Origin of the sequence: Nocardia sp. NPDC050378 (assembly GCF_040655675.1) — a bacterium.
GTDB lineage: Bacteria > Actinomycetota > Actinomycetes > Mycobacteriales > Mycobacteriaceae > Nocardia > Nocardia coubleae.
The window spans coordinates 625,270-644,861 of the sequence record NZ_JBFAKI010000001.1 but is presented as its reverse complement, the minus strand read 5'-3'; the positions used below and the strand labels follow the sequence as shown (position 1 = coordinate 644,861).

Annotated in this window: 20 protein-coding genes; 7 read left to right on the top strand and 13 right to left on the bottom strand. The window is 69.2% G+C overall.

What is annotated here, in order from left to right:
* Window positions 1–47: 47 nt before the first annotated feature.
* The 5 genes from AB0I35_RS02995 to thiO form a co-directional block, all read right to left on the bottom strand.
* Window positions 48–815 carry an ABC transporter permease gene (locus tag AB0I35_RS02995; protein WP_357150353.1) on the bottom strand — a complete coding sequence of 256 codons (768 nt, stop codon included), beginning with the start codon at window positions 813–815 and terminating at the stop codon, window positions 48–50.
* Complete coding sequence (locus AB0I35_RS02990; protein ID WP_357393814.1) at window positions 815–1,747, bottom strand: ATP-binding cassette domain-containing protein; 933 nt, start codon at window positions 1,745–1,747, stop codon at window positions 815–817. The genes AB0I35_RS02995 and AB0I35_RS02990 overlap by 1 nt, the downstream gene beginning before the upstream one ends.
* Before the next feature lie 83 nt (window positions 1,748–1,830).
* On the bottom strand, window positions 1,831–2,592 hold the full coding sequence (locus tag AB0I35_RS02985) for a thiazole synthase (protein WP_357393812.1): 762 nt from the start codon (window positions 2,590–2,592) through the stop codon (window positions 1,831–1,833).
* Window positions 2,585–2,794, bottom strand: a complete 210-nt coding sequence (gene thiS, locus AB0I35_RS02980; protein WP_067484462.1) for a sulfur carrier protein ThiS — start codon at window positions 2,792–2,794, stop codon at window positions 2,585–2,587. The genes AB0I35_RS02985 and thiS overlap by 8 nt, the downstream gene beginning before the upstream one ends.
* Entirely contained in the window at window positions 2,791–3,873 is a 1,083-nt protein-coding gene (thiO, locus tag AB0I35_RS02975; RefSeq protein WP_357393810.1) for a glycine oxidase ThiO, read from the bottom strand. Before thiO ends, thiS begins: the two co-directional genes overlap by 4 nt.
* A 170-nt stretch (window positions 3,874–4,043) precedes the next feature.
* Here thiO and thiE point away from each other — a divergent pair, with 170 nt between their 5' ends.
* Window positions 4,044–4,742, top strand: a complete 699-nt coding sequence (thiE, locus tag AB0I35_RS02970) for a thiamine phosphate synthase (protein ID WP_357393808.1) — start codon at window positions 4,044–4,046, stop codon at window positions 4,740–4,742.
* 56 nt (window positions 4,743–4,798) lie between these two features.
* On the opposite strand, the gene AB0I35_RS02965 is transcribed toward thiE, so the two are convergent.
* Window positions 4,799–5,431 (bottom strand): NUDIX hydrolase, encoded by a 633-nt coding sequence (locus tag AB0I35_RS02965; protein WP_357150357.1) that lies wholly within the window; start codon window positions 5,429–5,431, stop codon window positions 4,799–4,801.
* Window positions 5,432–5,557: 126 nt separating this feature from the next.
* On the opposite strand from AB0I35_RS02965, the gene AB0I35_RS02960 reads away from it, so the two are divergent.
* The 3 genes from AB0I35_RS02960 to AB0I35_RS02950 all read left to right on the top strand — a co-directional run bounded on the left by AB0I35_RS02960 (window position 5,558) and on the right by AB0I35_RS02950 (window position 10,631).
* On the top strand, window positions 5,558–7,018 hold the full coding sequence (locus AB0I35_RS02960) for a hypothetical protein (RefSeq protein ID WP_357393806.1): 1,461 nt from the start codon (window positions 5,558–5,560) through the stop codon (window positions 7,016–7,018).
* Entirely contained in the window at window positions 7,015–7,971 is a 957-nt protein-coding gene (locus AB0I35_RS02955) for a glutamate ABC transporter substrate-binding protein (protein ID WP_357393804.1), read from the top strand. Before AB0I35_RS02960 ends, AB0I35_RS02955 begins: the two co-directional genes overlap by 4 nt.
* A 158-nt stretch (window positions 7,972–8,129) precedes the next feature.
* Window positions 8,130–10,631, top strand: a complete 2,502-nt coding sequence (locus AB0I35_RS02950; protein WP_357394163.1) for a tetratricopeptide repeat protein — start codon at window positions 8,130–8,132, stop codon at window positions 10,629–10,631.
* 47 nt (window positions 10,632–10,678) lie between these two features.
* Here AB0I35_RS02950 and AB0I35_RS02945 read toward each other — a convergent pair whose 3' ends face one another.
* Together AB0I35_RS02945 and pta are read right to left on the bottom strand one after the other, a co-directional pair.
* Window positions 10,679–11,872: an acetate kinase gene (locus tag AB0I35_RS02945; protein ID WP_357393802.1), complete on the bottom strand. Its 1,194-nt coding sequence runs from the start codon at window positions 11,870–11,872 to the stop codon at window positions 10,679–10,681.
* Window positions 11,869–13,947 (bottom strand): phosphate acetyltransferase, encoded by a 2,079-nt coding sequence (gene pta, locus AB0I35_RS02940; protein WP_357393800.1) that lies wholly within the window; start codon window positions 13,945–13,947, stop codon window positions 11,869–11,871. The genes AB0I35_RS02945 and pta overlap by 4 nt, the downstream gene beginning before the upstream one ends.
* A gap of 73 nt (window positions 13,948–14,020) precedes the next feature.
* On the opposite strand from pta, the gene AB0I35_RS02935 reads away from it, so the two are divergent.
* Window positions 14,021–14,527, top strand: a complete 507-nt coding sequence (locus AB0I35_RS02935) for a nitroreductase/quinone reductase family protein (protein ID WP_357393798.1) — start codon at window positions 14,021–14,023, stop codon at window positions 14,525–14,527.
* Between the two features lie 70 nt (window positions 14,528–14,597).
* Here the strand turns inward: AB0I35_RS02935 and AB0I35_RS02930 are convergent, their stop codons facing one another.
* Window positions 14,598–15,707 carry an SPFH domain-containing protein gene (locus AB0I35_RS02930; RefSeq protein ID WP_357393796.1) on the bottom strand — a complete coding sequence of 370 codons (1,110 nt, stop codon included), beginning with the start codon at window positions 15,705–15,707 and terminating at the stop codon, window positions 14,598–14,600.
* Between the two features lie 17 nt (window positions 15,708–15,724).
* Complete coding sequence (locus AB0I35_RS02925) at window positions 15,725–15,958, bottom strand: hypothetical protein (RefSeq protein ID WP_357393794.1); 234 nt, start codon at window positions 15,956–15,958, stop codon at window positions 15,725–15,727.
* 115 nt (window positions 15,959–16,073) lie between these two features.
* Between AB0I35_RS02925 and AB0I35_RS02920 the strand changes: the two genes are divergently transcribed.
* The gene (locus AB0I35_RS02920; RefSeq protein WP_357393792.1) at window positions 16,074–16,709 is read left to right on the top strand and encodes a DJ-1/PfpI family protein; all 636 of its coding nucleotides are present in this window, start codon (window positions 16,074–16,076) and stop codon (window positions 16,707–16,709) included.
* Complete coding sequence (locus AB0I35_RS02915) at window positions 16,706–17,158, top strand: MarR family transcriptional regulator (RefSeq protein ID WP_357393790.1); 453 nt, start codon at window positions 16,706–16,708, stop codon at window positions 17,156–17,158. Before AB0I35_RS02920 ends, AB0I35_RS02915 begins: the two co-directional genes overlap by 4 nt.
* 108 nt (window positions 17,159–17,266) lie before the next feature.
* Here AB0I35_RS02915 and AB0I35_RS02910 read toward each other — a convergent pair whose 3' ends face one another.
* The 3 genes from AB0I35_RS02910 to AB0I35_RS02900 are packed head-to-tail and all read right to left on the bottom strand — an operon-like array spanning window position 17,267 to window position 19,549.
* Window positions 17,267–17,815 (bottom strand): YceI family protein, encoded by a 549-nt coding sequence (locus AB0I35_RS02910; protein WP_357393788.1) that lies wholly within the window; start codon window positions 17,813–17,815, stop codon window positions 17,267–17,269.
* Window positions 17,816–17,852: 37 nt separating this feature from the next.
* Window positions 17,853–18,461, bottom strand: coding sequence for a CE1759 family FMN reductase (locus tag AB0I35_RS02905; RefSeq protein ID WP_357393786.1), 609 nt, complete (start codon window positions 18,459–18,461; stop codon window positions 17,853–17,855).
* Window positions 18,458–19,549 (bottom strand): LLM class flavin-dependent oxidoreductase, encoded by a 1,092-nt coding sequence (locus tag AB0I35_RS02900; protein WP_357393784.1) that lies wholly within the window; start codon window positions 19,547–19,549, stop codon window positions 18,458–18,460. The genes AB0I35_RS02905 and AB0I35_RS02900 overlap by 4 nt, the downstream gene beginning before the upstream one ends.
* Window positions 19,550–19,592: the final 43 nt, after the last annotated feature.

Here is a 19,592-nt window from a genome sequence, read left to right as displayed (position 1 = left end):
GCGGCCCGGGCGATTGCGAGGGCAGCCCGGGCAGGTATTTCGTACGGTCAAGCGTCGCGGCGGTTGACGACTACCAGGGCGCCGGCGAACACGATGACGCAGAACGCGGCGAAGTAGGCCAGGCTGCCCCACACTCCCCAGTGCCAGTCGCCCGAGACCTCCTCCACCGACAGGAAACGGTTCGCGTTGGCGAAGGGCAGGAACGGGTTGACCGCGCGGCCGAAGCTGCCGAACGCGCCGAGCAGGCTTTCGATGAGCAGCGGCCACAGCACGATGAGCGAGATGGCGGCCGCGGACTGGCGAACCAGCACACCCACGCCGACCGCGAGCAGCACGCTCAGGAAGGCGTAGATCGGGATGCCGTAGATGGCGCGCCAGTTGCCGTCGAGCACCAGCATCGGGGCATCGTCACCGACGATCGCCTTGGCCACCACGAAGGCCGCCAGCGCGAGCACGCCCGTCAGCACCGCCGCGTACACGCCGACCAGACCGGCCTTGGACACGATCACCTTCGACCGGTTGGGCACCGCGAGGAAACTCGTCCGGATCACCCCGAAGCGGTATTCGCTGGTCACCGTGAGCGCGGCCATGATCATCAGCACCATCACGCCGAAGCCGGTCACGCCCGATGTCGCCAGGCTCGGGGTGAGCATCGGCGGGCCCTCGCCCGGCTCGGTCGCCTGGGAGGTGTCGACACTGGTGATGACGGCCATCAGGGCCGCGAGGCCGATGCCGAGCAGCACCACCACCGCCGAGCACCACCACGGCGAACGGGTGGAGGTGAGTTTGATTCGTTCCGCAGCGAGCACGCCCATCAGAGCGCACCTCCCATCACCTGATCGATTCCCCCGCCGTGGTATTCCACGGCGCCGCCGGTCATCCGCATGAACGCCTCCTCGAGGGAGGCCTGCTGCGGTGCCAGCTCGTAGAGCGTGACGCTGTTGGTTCCGGCCACCTTGCCGACCTCGTCGCTGGTCACGCCGGTGACGACCAGCGCGGCGTCGCCGTCCTCACGCACGGTCATGCCGTGCGAGGTGAGCAGGCTGCGCAGCTGGTCCAGTTGTGGGCTCCGCACGCGCACCGACTGTTCGGACGCGCGTTCGATGAACTCCTTGGTGGTGGTGTCGGCGATGAGTTTGCCGCGACCGATGACGATCAGATGGTCGGCGGTCTGCGCCATCTCCGAAAGCAGGTGGCTCGAGACCAGCACCGTGCGGCCCTCGGCGGCGAGGCGCTGCATGAACCGGCGGATCCACAGGATGCCCTCGGGGTCGAGACCGTTGACCGGCTCGTCGAACAGCAGCACCTTCGGATCACCCAGCAACGCGCCGGCAAGGCCGAGCCGCTGTGACATACCGAGCGAGAAACCGCCCGCGTTCTTACTCGCCACCTCGGACAGGCCGACCAGCCGCAGCACCTCCTCGACGCGGTCCTTGGGCAGGTCGTTGGACGCGGCGAGCCACTGCAGGTGCGCGCGCGCCGACCGGTTGGGGTGTACCCATTTGGCGTCGAGCAGCGCACCCACCTGGGTGAGCGGCCGCTCGAGCTCCTGGTACAGCTTGCCGCCGATCAACGCGGTGCCCGCGGTGGGTTTGTCCAATCCCAGGATCATCCGCATCGTCGTCGATTTACCCGCACCGTTGGGTCCCAGGAATCCGGTCACCTGTCCAGGCTGGACGGTGAACGAGAGATCCTCGACCGCGACGGTCTGGCCGAATTTCTTGGTCAGGCCCCTCAGCTCGATCATGCGTCCAGCATGCCCCGGCACATCCGGCGCGCGCGTCGCCTGGAAGTCGCGAGTCGGGTCATCCTCGAGGATGACCCGAACCCTTAGCGGGCTGGGGAAGAAGCCTGAGCCCAGAAACGCTTCGGGATGCGGCCCGCCTGCCGGGCCAGGTAGCCGCCGCGCACGGCCGCGGCCATCGCCGACGCCATCAGCTCGGGTTCGCGCGCCCTGGTGACGGCGGTGGCGAGCAGGACGGCCGAGCAGCCGAGTTCCATGGCGAGCACGGCATCGCTGGCCGTGCCGATGCCCGCGTCCAGGATCACCGGCACGCCCGCGCCCGCCACGATCATCTCGATATTGTGCGGGTTGCCGATACCGAGACCGGTGCCGATCGGTGAGCCGAGCGGCATCACGGCGGCGCAACCGGCGTCTTCGAGGCGGCGGGCAAGGGTGGGGTCGTCGGTGGTGTAGGGCAGGACGACGAAACCGTCGTCGACCAGCTTCTCGGCGGCGTCGAGCAGTTCGAACGGGTCCGGCAGCAGCGTGCGCTCGTCGGCGACGACCTCGAGCTTCACCCAGTTCGTCTCCAGCGCCTCGCGCGCGAGCTGCGCGGTGAGCACGGCCTCGGCGGCGGTGCGGCAGCCCGCTGTGTTCGGCAGCAGGGTGATGTTCAGGCGTTTCAGCAGGTCGAGCACACCGGTGCCGCCGACCGCGTCGACGCGGCGCATGGCGACCGTGGTGAGTTCGGTGCCCGAGGCGATCAGGGCCTGCTCGAGTACGGCGAGGTTCTCGGCGCCGCCGGTGCCCATGATGAGCCGCGAACCGAACTCCTTGTCCGCGATCCGCAATGGTGCGAGGTCAGCCACCCTGCACCGCCGTGAGCACCTCGATGGTCCAGCCGCGGCCGACCGGTTCGTCCCAGCGCGACTTCGGGAACACCGCACCGTCGACCGCCAATGCCACACCCTGACAGGGCAATTCGAGCCGGGTGAGCAGTTCGCGGACGCTGAGCGGCTCGGCGAACTCGTGGTCGGCACCGTTGACGGTGACGCCGATCGGGATGGTCATCGGGTTCCTCCTCGAGACAGCACTGATGCTGGAAAACGTTGCGGTGCGGCCAGTTCCGCGACCGGCGTGGTGACACCGTCGAGCAGGCCGGGAACGAGGGTCGCGGTCAGCGCGAGGGTGAGCATGCCGTTGCGGCCGTGTCCGGTGGCCGCGAGTACCCGGTCGTCGAGTGGACCGAGCAGCGGCAGGTTGTCGGGGGTGGCGGGGCGGGAACCGGCGGCGGCCTCGGCCAGCTCGTATTCGCCGATGCCGGGCAGGATCGCTTCGGCGTCGGCGATCAGGTCGCGGACCCCGCCGACGGTGACCGTCGTGTCGAGACCGGCCTCGTATTGGGTGGCGCCGAGGACGATTCCGTCCGCCCTTGGCACCAGGTAGACCGGTCTGCCGTGCACCCGCGCACGGATCACCCGGGTCGGCGGTGGGCTCACACCCGGCCTGCGGCGCAACCGCAGGATCTCGCCCTTCACCGGGCGTACCGGCAGACCCGGCCACAGCTCGGCGGACCGTGCGCCCGCCGCGAGGACGAGCCGATCGTGCGGAAGATCGTCCAGTGCGGCAACAGACTCCGCGCGGATCTCGACGCCCGAAGCGGCGCAGGCGGCGTGCAGTGCGCGCAGGACGCGGCGATTGTCGACGGCCGGTTCCGTCCTGGCGTGCAGGCCCGCGCGGACGGTGCGGGCCAGCGCCGGTTCCAGCGCCCGGACCCCGGCGCGGTCGAGAACAGGAAGATCGTGGCCGAAACCAGCGAGCCAGTCCGCGACGGTGCGCAGGTCCTGGGCGTCGGCGGCGTCGAGGGCGACGGTGAGGGTCTCGGCGGCGACGAAGACGGACTCGCCGGTGATCGCGCGCAGCTGCTCGGCGAAGGACGGCCAGGCGGCCAGTGCCGCGGCACCGAATTCCAGCACGCGGTCCTCACCTGGCCAGCCCTCCGACAGCGGGGCGAGCATGCCGCCCGCGACAAAGGACGCACCGGTTCCGGGGGCCGGGTCGAACACGGTGACGGTCCAGCCCGCCTCGGCGGCCCGCCACGCGGCGGCGAGTCCGACGGCACCGCCGCCGACAACCGCCAGTGTCCGCATCACCGATCCTCCGTAACATTTGCGGCCGGCGCCGCAGGTTTTCGGCCGCGCACAGCTGGTCGAACATCGACGGGTTTTGTCGAAGCCGGGCTCGGTGGCTTGGCGCGAGTCCGGCGGCGTCGGGGTTTCGACGTTCGCGGTTCCACGGTAGCGCGACTACCGTCGACACTGTGCAGCCCTCCCATCCGAACCGTTCCGTCCCGCCAAGGGAACGCCTCTCCTCGGCCCTGCTGTATCTGTGCACCGACGCGCGCCGGGAGAAGGGCGATCTGGCCAGGTTCGTCGATGCCGCGCTAGCCGGTGGCGTCGACATCGTGCAGTTGCGTGACAAAGGGTCGCCGGGCGAGGCCGAGTTCGGGCCGCTCGAGGCGAAGGCCGAACTCGGTGCGCTCGCCGAGATCAAGGCGGCCACCCGGCGGCACGGCGCGCTGCTCGCGGTGAACGATCGCGCCGATATCGCCCTCGCCGCCGGCGCCGACGTGCTCCACCTGGGCCAGGGTGATCTCCCGCCCGCCTACGCGCGCCGCATCCTCGGCCCCGATGTGGTGATCGGCCGTTCCACCCACAACCGCAACCAGGCCGGTCTGGCCGCGATCGACGGCCACCTCGACTACTTCTGCACCGGCCCCATCTGGACCACCCCGACCAAACCGGGCAGGCAAGCCGCGGGCGTCGACCTGATCCGCACCACCGCCGACTCCCACCCGACGCTCCCCTGGTTCGCGATCGGCGGCATCGACACCGAGCGCCTCCCGGAAGTCCTCGAAGCAGGCGCGCGCCGCGTGGTCGTCGTCCGCGCGATCACCGAGGCCGCCGACCCCGAAGCGGCCGCCCGCGAGCTCAAAGCAGCCCTTCTCGCCGCGTCCTGAACCTGGGCCTCCGCTGTGACTTGGCGGCGGGTCGAAGCCTCGGGGCTCGGGCCGGTTCAGGACAGGAGGTCGGCTCGGGTGACGGTGGGGCCGGTGGTCGGGTTGTCGAGGAGGATTTCGGCGCCGGGGCCGGTGACCGTGGTGTGCAGCCAGTAGAAGCCGCGGCCGGACAGGTCGACCGTGCGGGGCAGGGCGGGGGCGAGGTCGGGGGTGACATCGACGACGCGCAGGGGGACCGCGCGCAGGCCGACCCAGGCGGCGGCGAAACCGGGGTGCAGCGGGAGGGCGGTGACGTCGTCCTCGGGGACCCAGGCCAGTTCGGTGCTCTCCTGGTTGGGGACGGTCGGCAGCGTGCTCGCCGCGTCGGCGACGACCGTGGTGTAGGTCCAGCCGCTGGGGGCGGTCATGGTGAGGCGTTCGGCGCGCACGCGCACGGCCTCGGCGCTGATCCCGGCCTCTTCCTCGGCTTCGCGGACCGCCGCGTGCCGGGCGGTCTCGTGGGAATCGCGGGCACCGCCGGGCAGCGCCCACGTGCCGCCCTGATGACTCCACGCGGCCCGATGCTGCAGCAGCACCGCCGAGCCACCACCGGGCAGCGGTGCGCGCAGCAGCAGACCCGCCGCACCGAACTTGCCCCAGTGCCGGACGCCACCCGGGCTGTCCGCCCACCCGTCTCCGTCACCGCGCATCCAATACCCTCTCCCTAGCAGCCGTGCAGCAACCGCCACGGGGGTGTCTGAGGGGCTGCGGCACCGGTACGACCACAATAAACTCCGCACCAGGACGGGTGCGCGGACAGGACGGGGAGGTGAGCGATGGTCGAACCGGGAAACCGCGAGGCGGCGACCGAGGTCGCGGCTGTCCGTACCGGCCCGTCACCGCAGGTGGGGGCAGGTACCGGCCCGCAAACCACGACGCGGCGGATGCCATCACGCAGGCAGGTGCTCGTCGCCGATCGACCGCCCGCACCCGATGTGAAAGCCCTGCGCGCGCAGTTCCAGCCCGCCCGTCTGCGGGGGTTCGCGCGGTCGACGCCGGGTCGATTGCTCGCCGCCGGGCTGGTGCTGATGATGCTCTGCGTAGCCGCGGGCATGGTGACTTCGACGACCGTGAGCGAGCGCAAGCAAGCTTTGGGCGTACTGCTCGACGACACCGAACCCGACGCGCATTCGGCCAACCACCTCTACACCTCGCTTTCGATCGCCGACGCCGCCGCGGGCCGCGCCTTCATCGCGGGTGGGGTCGAGCCCGAGGAGGTGCGCGACCGCTATACCCAGGCCATCGGTGAGGCGGCCGCCGAGCTGGTCACCCAGGCCGGTCACATCTCCGCCGAGGAAGCGGCCGACCCGGCGGGCACCGACCGGCGCCTGCGCACGGGCATCGCGACCGGCCTGCCCGTCTACACCGGGCTGATCGAGACCGCGCGGGCCAACAACCGCAACGGTTTCCCGGTGGGCGCGGCGTATCTGAGCGAGGCCTCGCACCAGATGCAGACCGCCCTGCTGCCGATGGCCGAGGAACTCGAAGACCACCGCTTCGACGCGGTGACCGCCGCCCAGCACCGGCACGTGCAGCCGCCGTGGGTCGCGATCGGGCTGCTCGTGCTCACGCTCGCCGCGCTCGTCTACGTGCAGATGGAGCTGGCGCGCCGGTCGCGGCGGGTATTCAACATGGGCCTGCTGATCGGTACCGCGATGGTGGCCCTCACCCTGCTGTGGACGGTGGTGGGCGGGTCGGTGTCGGCGATGGCGATGATCCGCTGCCGCGACGAGGGCGCGGTGCCCGCCGCCCGGCTGGCCGAGAGCCGGATCCTGGTGCAGCAGGCCAGGGCCGCCGAAATGGTGAAGCTGGTGCGCCGCGACGCCACCGGCGACTACGACCGCACGTTCGACGCCAATGCCGCCCGGCTCGCCGAACTTCTCGACGGTTACCCCTCCGGCGCACCGGCCGCCGACGAGGTGACCGACGCGCGCGCCGCGCTGACCCGCTGGCAGTCGGCGCATCAGCGGATGAACGACACCCTCCAGCGTGGTGACTTCGTCGGGGCCGCCGCCGTGGCGACCGGCCCGAGCGCCGCCGATTCGACCGCCCAGGTCGACGCACTGGAACGCGCCCTCGACGACGCTCGGACAGCCACCCGGGATCGGTTGCGCGACAAGGTATCCCAGGCCACCGACGTGCTCTCGTTCCTGGCTCCCGGCGCCCTGGTGCTCGGCATCGTCGCAGCCGTGTGTGTGGCGCTCGGGCTCTGGCCCCGGCTGCGGGAGTACCGGTGAGGCGGGGGCGCGCCGTCGCGGCGCTGCTGCTGGTCGGGTTGCTCGGCGGCTGTTCCGACACCAGCACGCCGGTGCCCGACGAACACACGGTGTACTCCGAACCGCCGTTGCCCGCCAAGGCGATTCCCATCGGCACCGACACCCCGCTGCCACCGCGCACCGGCGAGCAGTGCGGTGATCCGACCGCGAGCCTGCGTCCGAGCACCGCCGACGGCCCGACGATCGCGGCCATCCGCGCGCGCGGCAGGCTGGTCGTGGGGCTGGACGCGGGCAGCAATCTGTTCAGCTTCCGCGACCCGGTGACCGGGCGCATCGTCGGCTTCGACGCCGATATCGCCCGCGAGATCGCCCGCGATCTGCTCGGCAATCCGGACCTGATCGAATACCGAAGTCTCGCTTCGGAAGAGCGGGAGAAGGCATTGCAGGAGCACACCGTCGACCTGGTGGCCAAGACGATGACGATCACCTGCGAACGGCGCGAGCGGGTGGCGTTCTCGACGGTGTACCTGCGCGCCGATCAGCGCGTGCTCGCGATGAAGAATTCCGGGATCGGTGGCCTCGCGGACCTGGCGGGCAAACGGGTGTGTGTGGTGCGCGGCACCACCTCGCTGGACCACATCCGCCGCGATCAGCCGGCCGCGACCATCCTCACGGTCCCGACCTGGGCGGACTGCCTCGTCGTCCTGCAGCAACGCCAGGTCGACGCGGTGAGTACCGACGACGCCATCCTCGCCGGTCTCGCCGCCCAGGACCCCTACACCGAGGTGGTCGGTGCCAGCATCAGTGCCGAGCCCTACGGCATCGGCATCCCCAAGGGCGACGACGACCTGGTCCGCTTCGTCAACGCGACCCTGGACCGCATCCGCACCGACGGCACCTGGACCCGCATCCACCGCCGCTGGCTGTCCACGCTCGGCGAGGCGACGCCACCCGCACCGAAGTACCAGGACTGATCGCGATGAGTACAACGCCATCGAAAAACGCACCGGGCCACGGCGACCCGGACGATCAGTCACACACCGGCGACGCGGCACAAGAGCTCGCCCCACGCCCCGAACCCACCAGCCTCACCCAACGCCCGAAACCCGGCACGCTCCCCGGCGGGTGGACGCTGCCACCCGCCACCGAGGACGACGAAACCGAACCCCTCCCGAAACTCCCCCTCGGCGGACCTCGCCCGATACGCGGCGACGAACCTCCCGCGACTCAGGCGTCGACAAGGGCGCCCATGGACGACCTTTCGGATACGCAGGCCGCACAGCGAACGGACCAGTTCAGTGCCACCGAGCTGGGAGCCTATGCGGCTACCCAGGCGGCCGAACGCACTGCCCCGCCTGCCGAGTCCGGGGCTGCGGCTGCTACGCAAGCGGCCGAACGCCCTACCGCGGCTGCCCAGTCGGGGGCTGCGGCTGCCACCCAGGCGGCTGAACGCACAGCCGAACCTGCGGAAGCGGAGTCCGGGGCGACGGTGCGGTCGGGGCGGAGTGTGCGGACGGCCCGGTCTCGGCCGACGCGGCGGTTGGGGGCCGGGTTGGTGCCGATCCCGACCGTGACGCCCGCTGATCCACGGGATGCGGTGCTCACCGATCCGGTGGTATCGGAGGGGCGGCGGTTCTGCTGGCGGTGCGGGGACCCGGTGGGGCGGTCGACGCCGGCGCGGGCCGCGTCGAGCAGTGGCGAGTGCCGAACCTGTGGTGCCGCTTATGATTTCCGGCCCTCCCTACACGAGGGCGACATGGTCGGCGGGCAGTACGAGATCCAGGGTTGCCTCGCGCACGGCGGGCTCGGCTGGATCTACCTCGCGATCGACCGCAATGTCAGCGACCGGTGGGTGGTGCTCAAGGGCTTGCTGCACGCGGGCGACGCCGAGGCGCAGGCCGTGGCGGTAGCCGAGCGGCAGTTCCTGGCCGAGGTGGCGCATCCGAGCATCGTCAAGATCCACAACTTCGTCGAGCACACCGCCGGTGACGGGTCGAGCATCGGCTACATCGTCATGGAGTACGTGGGCGGAAAGTCGTTGCGCGACATCCTCGATGCCCGCCCGCACGGTGAACGGATGCCGGTGGCCGAGGCCATCGCCTATGTGCTCGAGGTGCTGCCCGCGCTCGAACACCTGCATTCGATCGGGCTCACCTACAACGACCTCAAGCCCGACAATGTGATGGTCACCGAGGACCAGGTGAAACTCATCGACCTCGGTGCCGTGGCGACGATCGAGGCCTACGGAAACCTGTACGGCACCAAAGGTTTCCAGGCGCCCGAGATCGCCAGGACCGGACCGACACCTGCCTCCGACGTGTACACGGTCGGCCGCACTCTCGCCGCCCTTACCCTGCACCTGCCGAGCGAGCACGGCCGCTACCTCGACGGGCTCCCCGAGCCCGCCGCCGAACCCGTGCTCGCCCGCTACGAGTTCTTCCACCGTTTCCTGCTCACCGCGACCGATCCCGATCCTGACCGGCGCTTCCCTTCGGCGCGGGCGATGTCGGCGCAGCTGGCCGGGGTATTGCGCGAGATCCTCGCCAAGGACACCGACACCGAACATCCCCAGCTGTCCACAGTGTTCAGTCCACAGCGCACCAGTTTCGGCACCGAGGAACTCATCAGCCAGACCGACGCGTACCTCGACGGCGTCGGCCGCTCCCCGCTGATGGACTCGGGCGAAGTGGTCGCGGCCCTGCCGATCCCGCTGATCGACCCCGCCGACCCGGCCGCTCCCCTGCTGGCCGCCACCGCCAACCCCGAGCCCGAGCGCGTCCTGGAAGCCCTGCACGATGCCCGCGAACGTGCCGAGGCCGACCCGGACAACGCACCCGAAACCCTCGCGAACGAACTCCTCTTCGCCGAGGCCCGCGCCCGGCTGGAGCTCGGCGAATCGGCCGCCGTTCTGCATCTGCTCGAGCGGGTGCCGACCGATTCCGATTGGCGCGCGGACTGGTTCGCCGGTCAGGCCCATCTGCTCGAACTCGACTACGAGGCCGCGTTCGACTCGTTCGAGGCAGTACTTCGCGTGCTCCCCGGTGAGATCGCCCCCAAGCTGGCGCTCGCCGCGACAGCGGAACTCATTCTGCAGCACTGGGATTCCCCGGAACCCGAACAGTGGCGTGTCTTCGCGGAACGCTATTACGACACCGTATGGCGTACCGACCGCGCCGTGGTGAGCGCCGCCTTCGGCCTGGCCAGGCAGCTGGCCGTGGCGGGCCGGGTGAATGAAGCCGTGCACGCCCTCGACGACGTTCCGGCCGCATCGCGCCACTTCACCACCGCCCAGACAACGGCAATCCTGTTGCTGCTCACCAGCGCTCCCGTCGCCGACCTGGACGAGCAGGTGCTGCGCCTGGCCGCCTCCCGCGCCCAGTCCGTCCCGCCCGGTGAACACCGCGCCACCCTCATGCGCACCCTGGTACAGGGCACCGCCCTGGCCTGGCTGCAGGCAGGCAATTCACCGAAACGCAAGGACGCCAAGATCTTCGGTCGCTCTTTCGACGAACGCGACCTACGCGACGGCACCGAAACCGGCCTGCGCGCCCTGGCCCGCAATGCCGCCGACCGCACCCACCGCTACGCCCTCATCGACCTGGCCAACTCCCTGCGCGCCAAAACCTGGTTCTGAGACACCGGCCGCCCGCCGAACCCGGTGGGCGCGAGTCCCCCTGCTTGTCAGGTTGTGAGGGCGTGGGCGGCCCGGGCGATGGCGAGTTCTTCGTTGGTGGGGACGACCAGGATCTCGACCGGGGAGAATTCCGGGGAGATGCGGCGGATGCCGGGCGTCCGGGTCTCGTTGCGGGCCGGGTCGACCTCGATGCCAAGGCCCGAGAGCCCGGCGAGGGTGTCCGCGCGCACGTTCGCGGCGTTCTCGCCGACGCCTGCGGTGAAGACGATGACATCCACCGCCCCGAGCTCCACCAGGTACGCGCCCAGGTAGCGGCGCAGGCGGTGGATGTAGACGTCGTAGGCCAGCTTCGCGGCGGCGTCACCGTTTTCGACGAGTTCACCCAGCTCACGGAAGTCGTTGACGCCGGACAACCCCTTGAGCCCGGAATTGCGATTGAGCAGCTGCTCGACCTGCGCGAGGTCGAGGTCGGCCACGCGTACCAGGTGCGGGAGGATGCCGGGGTCGAGGTCGCCGGGCCTGGTACCCATCACCAAGCCCTCGAGCGGCGTCATCCCCATGGTGGTGTCGATCGCGACGCCACCCCGGATCGCCGACGCGGACGCACCGTTGCCGAGGTGGAAGACGATCTGGTTGAGCTCGGTGTAGTCGCGGCCGAGGAACTCGGCGGCCTTCTCCGAGACGTACTGGTGCGAGGTGCCGTGGAACCCGTATTTGCGAATGCCGTGCGCGGCGGCGACTTTCGCGTCGATCGCGTAGGTCTTGGCGGCATCGGGCAGGCCGTGGAAGAAGGCGGTATCGAACACGGCGACCTGCGGGATGCCGGGCAGCAATTCACGCGTCGACTCGATACCGACGGCATTGGCCGGGTTGTGCAGTGGCGCCAGCTCGGACAGGTCGCGGATGGTGGCGAGTACGTCGTCGGTGACGATCGTCGGCTCCCAGAACACCTCGCCGCCGTGCACCACCCGGTGCCCGACGGCCCCGACACCGACCGTGGTCAGGTCGACGCCCGTCTCCCGAAACATCTCGAAGGCCTGCCGCAACCCGTCGCGGTGATCGGCGATCGGCCCGTCGTGCACCAGTTTTCGCCCACCGCACTCGTGCACGATGCGCCCACCGTGCGCCTCACCGATCTTCTCGGCCAGCCCGGAGGCGACCACTTCACCCGAATCCGCGTGCAGCAGCTGGTATTTGATCGACGACGACCCGGAGTTCAGCACCAGGACCAGGTCACTCACTTCGCGTCTCCCTGCGCTTGAATGGCGGTGATCGCCACGGTATTCACGATGTCGGCCACCAGTGCGCCGCGCGACAGATCGTTCACCGGCTTGCGCAGACCCTGCAGCACCGGCCCGATGGCGACGGCACCGGCGCTGCGCTGCACCGCCTTGTAGGTGTTGTTGCCGGTGTTGAGATCCGGGAAGACGAAAACCGTTGCCTTGCCCGCGACATCGGAGTCGGGCATCTTCGCGCTCGCCACCGCGGGCTCGATCGCCGCGTCGTACTGGATCGGCCCCTCGACCGGCAGTTCCGGCGCGCGCTCGCGCACGAATTCGGTTGCGGCACGGACCTTGTCGACATCGGCACCGGTACCCGACGCACCCGTCGAGTACGACAGCATCGCCACCCGTGGCTCGATCCCGAACCGGGCCGCCGTGGCCGCCGAGGACACCGCGATATCGGCCAGCTGCTCGGAGGTGGGGTCGGGTACGACGGCGCAGTCGCCGTAGGCGAGCACCCGGTCGGCCAGACACATCAGGAACACACTCGACACGGTGGAGACGCCGGGAGTGGTCTTGATGATCTCGAAGGAGGGCCGGATGGTGTGCGCCGTGGTGTGCGCGGCACCGGAGACCATGCCGTCGGCGATGCCCTTGTAGACCATCATGGTGCCGAAGTACGAGATGTCGGCCATGGTTTCGCGGGCCCGCTCCAGCGTCATGCCCTTGTGTTTGCGCAATTCGGTGTACTCGGCGGCGAATTCGTCGAGGTAGCCGGAGGTGCGCGGGTCGAGTACCTGCGCGGCGGCGATGTCGACGCCGAGTTCGGCGGCGCGAGAACGCACGGCGGCCTCGTCGCCGAGGATCGTCAGGTCGGCGATCTTGCGCTGCAGCACCCGGCCGGCGGCGCGCAGGATGCGGTCGTCGTCGCCTTCGGGCAGCACGATGCGTTTGCGGTCGGAGCGGGCACGTTCGATCAGGCGGTACTCGAACATCTGCGGGGTGACCACCGTCGAGGAGGGCACCTGGATGCGTTCGAGCAGGGCCGACGCGTCGACGCGCTGTTCCATCAGCGCGAGCGCGGTGTCGACCTTGAGCGGGCTGCCCGCCCACATGCGGCCACGGGTGCGGTGCACCGCGCTGGCGGTGTCGTAGGTGCCGAGTTCGGTGGTGAGGATCGGCAGCTTGGGTTGCAGACCCTCCATCAGCCGGGCGATGGCCGGGTGCGGGCGGATGCCACCGTTCATGATGACTCCGGCCAGCGACGGAAAGCCTGCCGCCTCATGGGCATTCATGACGCCGAGCAGCACGTCGGAACGGTCGCCGGGCGCGATCACCACGACGCCGTCGGAGAGCCGTTCGAGGATGTGCTCGGCGGTCATGCCGCCGACCATGATGCGCAGTGCCTCGCGCTGCAGCAATTCCGGGTCGCCGCTGTAGATTTCACCGTCGATGGCCTCGCACAGTTCACCCATGGTCGGGGCCATCAGCAGCGGCACCTCCGGCAGCGTCCACGACGGCACGTCGAAATCGGCCAGGGCGGCGCAGATCTCGTCCATCCCGTCGGGGGCGCAGCGGTTGGCGATCACCGCGACCAGTTGCGCGTGCTCGCCGGCGAGCTCGCTCGCACAGAGTTCGACGAGCTGCTTCACCTCGGCGGGCGTGCGTTCGGCGCCGCGCACCACGAGCAGCACCGGGGCGCCGAGGTTCACCGCGATGCGGGCGTTGTAGCGCAGCTCGCTCGGGCTGGCCACATCGGTGTAGTCGCTGCCGACGATCACCACCGCGTCGCAGGCCTTGGCCACATCGTGGAACCGCATCACGATCTCGCTGATGGCGGCGTCGGGGTCGCGGTGCACGTCCTCGTAGCTGACGCCGACGGCCTGCTCGTAGCTGATGTCGGCGGTGCTGTGTTCGAGCAGCAGCTCGAGGATGTAGTCGGGTGCGGTGGCCGACCGGGTGATCGGCCGGAACACGCCGACGCGCGCTGTCGTGGCGCACAGCATCTGCAGGACACCGAGGGCGACCGTTGACTTTCCGGTGTCGCCCTCGGGCGAGGCGATGTACACGGTGGACGGCGCTGGTTCGACCATGCTCGCGAGCTTAGTTAATCGGCGGCGATCCCGGGGTTCGGTGTGGCGCGATCGTCGCGGTTACAGTCGGCCCATGACACCGCAGTTCCCGGATCGAATCTGGGGTTCGCGTACGAACCCGCTCTCGCGCGCCGCCAACCGTTTCGCCGCGACCAAGCCGGGCTCGCTGCTGATCCGCACCCTGACCCCATTGGACCGGGCCGTGCTCGAGCGCACCGACGCCAAGTACACCGTGCTCGGCCCGATCGGCGCGCCGGTGATCCTGCTGACGACCACCGGCCGCAAATCCGGGCAGCAACGCACCCAGCCGCTGCTCTACGTCCACGACGGCGACACCCTCTACGTGGTCGGCTCCAATTTCGGCCAGGCCAAGCACCCCGCCTGGACCGTCAATCTCCTCGCGAACCCGCAAGCCACCGTCGCCATCGCGGGCGAACGCATCCCGGTGACCGCCACCCTCGTCCCCGACGCGGACAAAGAGGCGATCTTCGCCCGCTTCGTCGAGATCACCGGCGCCTACGCCGCCTACCGCGATCGCACCACCCGCGACCTGCGCATCTTCGCCCTCCGCCGCGCCTGACCCGGACGCTCGATCACCACGCTCTGGTGGCGGTTTCGGCCGAGAGCCGAAATCCACCCGAGCCTGATGATCACTTGTCCAGAGGTTCGGGCTTCGGCTCGCCGTTGGACAGGGCCTTCTGCAGGGAGTTGAAGACGGTCAGGCCCTGACCGACCATGCCGTTGACCAGTTCGCTCACGCCGTCGGGTCCGTTGAGGACGGTGAGGTTGGCGCCTGCGAGGCCGTGGGAGGCCTGGCGGACGATCTCGGGGAGTTGCTCGATGAGCAGCTGGTCGAGGGCGATGCGGTTGTTGGAGGCGGCGGCCTCGGCCTGGATGCGGGTGCGGTCGGCTTCGGCCTCGGCGAGGATGCGGACCCGTTCGGCCTCGGCGAGTGCGGGCTTCACGACCTCGGCCTGAAGTTCCTGCTCTCGCAGTTCGGCGTTCTTGCGTGCCTGTTCCGCCTGCGCGGTGAGGACCTCCTGCCGGGCGACCGCGTCGGCGAGCGGGCCCGCCTGTGCGGCTTCGGCGTTGGCCTTGTCGATGTCGCGCTGGTACTGCGCCTTGAGCAGCGAGGTCTCGCGTTCGTACTCGGCGCGGCGGCGCAACGATTCCTGTTCGGCCTCGGCGGCGCGCTGGGCGGCCTGGGCCTGGGCGATCTGGGCGTCGCGCTGCACGGCCGCGTTGTGCGGGGCGGCGAGGGCTTCGATGTAGCCGAGGTTGCCGTCGTCGATCGACTGGATCTGGAACGAATCGACCCACAGGCCGATATTGCTCATCTCCACCTTGGACGCGATGAGCACCTCGTCGGCCAGCTTCTGGCGTTCGCGGATGATCTCCTCTACGGTCATCGAGCCGACGATCGAGCGCAGGTGACCGGAGAAGATGCGGCCGGTGAGCACCGACATCTCCTTCTCCTGCTCGGACAGGAAGCGCTGTGCCGCATTGACGATGGACTGGGTGTCGTTGGCGACCTTGAACGCGATCACCGCGCGCACGTCGAGCTGGATGGCCTGCTTGGTGACGCAGCGCTCGCGGATCTCGGATTCGAACATGGCCAGCGACAGGTAGCTGACCTTGCGGAACAGCGGTATCACCCAGGTGCCGCGACCGATGATCACCTTGAACGGTGCGTTGTCCTTGACCTTGGCACCGCTGACCAGCATGGCCTCGTCGGGATCAGGAACGTGATAGCCCAGCATCTGAGCCTCCCTTGCTTTCAGTTGTCTTGCGGCAGTTGCGGTGCGAGCGGAATCCAGGGCACGACGTCGACGAGCCTGCCCGGATTGACCGCGACGATGAGCACGGTGGCGCCCGCCTCGATCGGTTCGTCGGCGCGCGCGAGATACAGCTCCGTGCCGCCGCGAATGGCGACGAGCACTTCGCCGAGTGCGCCCGCGGCACGAATCGGTGAGGTGATGGTGCCGGTCAGCCCCTGCACCGGGTCGATCATCGTGGCGAACTCCCTTGTCTCGCACCGGTTGTGCGTCAGCCTACGGAGGAGCGCCTATCAGTGGGTAACAAAATTCTTATTGACAGCATTCTGTCATTAATGACAGTATGCTGTCATGACCAAGAAGACAGTTCACGTGGCTGTGTACGACACTCTCTCGGACTGGGAAGTCGGCGCGGCGACGGTCAATATCGCCGACGACTCCTGGCATCGCGAGCCGGGGCGGTTCGAGGTGGCGACGGTCGGACTCACCACCGCGCCCGTCACCACTGCCGGACGCATGCGGGTGACCCCCGACCTGGCCCTGGCCGACATCGACCCCGCCGACAGCGCGATGCTGATCCTGCCCGGCGCCGACCTGTGGGACGCGGGCGACGACCTGGCTCCGTTCGCCCGGATGGCGCGGGAATTCCTCGCGGCGGGTGTACCGGTCGCGGCGATCTGTGGCGCCACCCTCGGACTCGCAAAGGAAGGCTTGCTCGACGACCGCCCACACACCAGCAACGCCGCCGAATACCTTGCCTCCAGCGGCTATTGCGGCGCCGAGCACTATGTCGAGGAGTCGGCGGTGACCGACGGCGACCTCATCACCGCCGACGCCATGTCGCCGTTCGAGTTCGCGCGCGAGATCTTCGTCCGCCTCGATCTTTTCGAACCGCAGGTACTCGATGCCTGGTACCAGCTGTTCGGGCAGAAGGACCCCACGGGCTACTTCGCGCTCGCCGAAAACGCAGGTGGACAAGCAGATTGAACGACGAACAGCAGCTACTCGACGCGGCCGCGCTCACCGTCTACCGGCTCAACGGCCAATTCCTCACCCTCGGTGAAGCATTGGCCGCACCCGCCGGAATATCGGTGGCCTGGTGGCAGGTGATGGCGGCGGTGGAACACCAACCGCTGCCGGTCGCCGGGATCGCCCGGGCCATCGGCATCACCCGGCAGAGCGTGCAGCGGGTGGCCGACATCCTGGTCGGCAAGGGGCTGTGCGAATACCGGCCGAACCCGGCGCACAAGCGGGCCAAACTTGTCGCGCTCAGCGAGGAGGGGTCGGCGGCCATCCGTCGCATCGACCCGCAGCACGAGGTGCTGGCCCGCCGCCTGGCCGATGCGCTCGGCACCGCCGAGTTCGCCGCGACCGTCGAAACCCTCACCCGGTTGTCGGCGGTCCTCGACACCATTATCGCCGAGGAACATCGCTGACCAGCTCTCGCGCACTGTCACCCATACCGTCGACGGGTCGCGGCGGGGACAGAGCACAACGCCCTCGCGACCGGAAATGGTCGCGAGGGCGTCGGCACCCGATTGAGGTCAGTCCTGCAGGACGGCCTCGATCTCGAGGGTGAGGGTGATCTTGTCGCCGATCACCGCGCCGCCGTCGGGCAGGGGCATATCGATGTCGAGACCGAAGTCGCGGCGCGAGACCACGGTCTTGGCCTCGAAACCGGCGACCTTGCCGTTGCCCATGCCCGCGTTCACGCCGAGGAACTCGACGTCGAGCGAGACCGGCTTGGTATTGCCGCGCACGGTGAACTCACCGTCTACGACGAATTCGCTACCCTCGCCACGGAATCCGGTGGACTTGAAGGTCATCACCGGAAACTGCTCGGCGTGGAAGAAGTCGGCGGTGGCCAGGTGGGCGTCGCGCTGGGCGTTGTCGGTGGTGAGGGAGTCGACGCGGATCTCGGCGTGCGCGGAGGCGGTGCCGTCCTCACCGATGACGAGCGCGCCGTCGAAGTCGGTGAAGCGGCCGCGGACCTTGCTCACCATCAGGTGCCGTACGGAGAAGCCGACGGCGGAGTGGGCGGGGTCGATGGTCCAGGTGCCCGCGGTGAGACCGGTGGCGAGTGCGGTGGTCATGATTTCTCCTTTTCGGGGGGGTGTTTTCGGTGATCGGTCAGTCGGGTAGGCCCGCCGCGAGCAGATCCGCGAAGGGTGTCGGCTCGGCGTAGGGATCGGCGGGTCGGTTCGTGGTCGTACGGCCGCGCAATAGAGCTGCCAATTCGGCTGCCGCGCGGTCGATTCGGTCGTCGAGAGCGCTGTCCTCGCTGCCCCAGTCCGACGACGCGGCGTAGACAGCGGTCGGTACGACGACGGCGCGCAGATAGGCGAACAGTGGGCGAACGGCGTGCTCGAGCGCCAGCGAGTGACGCTCGGTGCCGCCGGTGGCACCGGCCAGCACGGGCAGGCCGGCCAGCGAATCCGGTTCCAGCACATCGAAGAACGTTTTGAACAAGCCGCTGTAGGAGGCGCTGAAGATCGGTGTCACCGCGATCAGCGCGTCGGCGGTGACCACTTTGTCGATCGCTGTGCGCAGCGCGGGCGGCGCGAAGCCGGTGGTCAGGTTGTCGGCCAGGTCGCGGGCGTGCTCGCGCAGGTCCACGAAGTCGAGTTCGACGTCGCCGCCGAGGCGTGCGGCCGTGGCGGCGGCCAGCCGCTGCGCCAGCAGCCGCGTCGACGAGGGCTGCGACAGCCCCGCCGACACCACACCGATGCGGAAACTCATGCGGTCACCTCCGTCGCGGTCTTCGCCGCCACCAGGGCGGCGTGCGTCGGCGCGTCCGGCACGTGGGCCGGGCGACCGGCCGCCAATTCCTTGCGCAGCACCGGAATCACTTCCTCACCCAGCAGGTCCAGCTGCTCGAGCACCGTCTTCAGCGGCAGGCCGGCGTGGTCGATCAGGAACAGCTGACGCTGGTAGTCGCCGAAGTTCTCGCGGAAGGTGAGCGTCTTCTCGATGACCTGCTGCGGGCTGCCGACGGTGAGCGGTGTCTGCTCGGTGAACTCCTCGAGCGACGGACCGTGTCCGTAGACCGGCGCGTTGTCGAAGTACGGCCGGAATTCACGAACCGCGTCCTGGGAGTTCTTGCGCAGGAACACCTGCCCGCCGAGACCGACGATGGCCTGGTCGGCGCTGCCGTGCCCGTAGTGCTCGTAGCGGCGGCGGTACAGCTCGATCAGCCGCTGGAAGTGGTCGGTCGGCCAGAAGATGTGGTTGGCGAAGAAGCCGTCACCGTAGTAGGCGGCCTGTTCGGCGATCTCCGGACTGCGGATCGACCCGTGCCACACGAACGGCGCGACATCGTCGAGCGGGCGTGGTGTCGAGGTGAACGACTGCAGCGGGGTGCGGAATTTGCCCTGCCAGTCGACGACCTCTTCGCGCCACAGCCGGTGCAGCAGGTGGTAGTTCTCGATGGCGAGCGGGATGCCGTCGCGGATGTCCTTGCCGAACCACGGATACACCGGGCCGGTGTTGCCGCGACCGAGCATCAGGTCCACCCGGCCGTCGGCCAGGTGCTGCAACATCGCGTAGTCCTCGGCGATCTTCACCGGGTCGTTGGTGGTGATGAGCGTGGTCGAGGTGGAGAGCAGGATCTTGTCGGTGCGTGCCGCGATATAGCCGAGCATGGTGGTCGGCGACGACGGCACGAAGGGCGGGTTGTGGTGCTCGCCGGTCGCGAACACATCGAGCCCGACTTCCTCGGCCTTCTGCGCGATCGCGACCATCGCCTTGATCCGCTCGGCTTCGGTGGGGGTACGGCCGGTGGTGGGATCGGTGGTCACATCGCCGACGCTGAAGATTCCGAACTGCACGGACCCTCCTTTGGTTGCCATGGCAACTATAACGGCGGAGGGC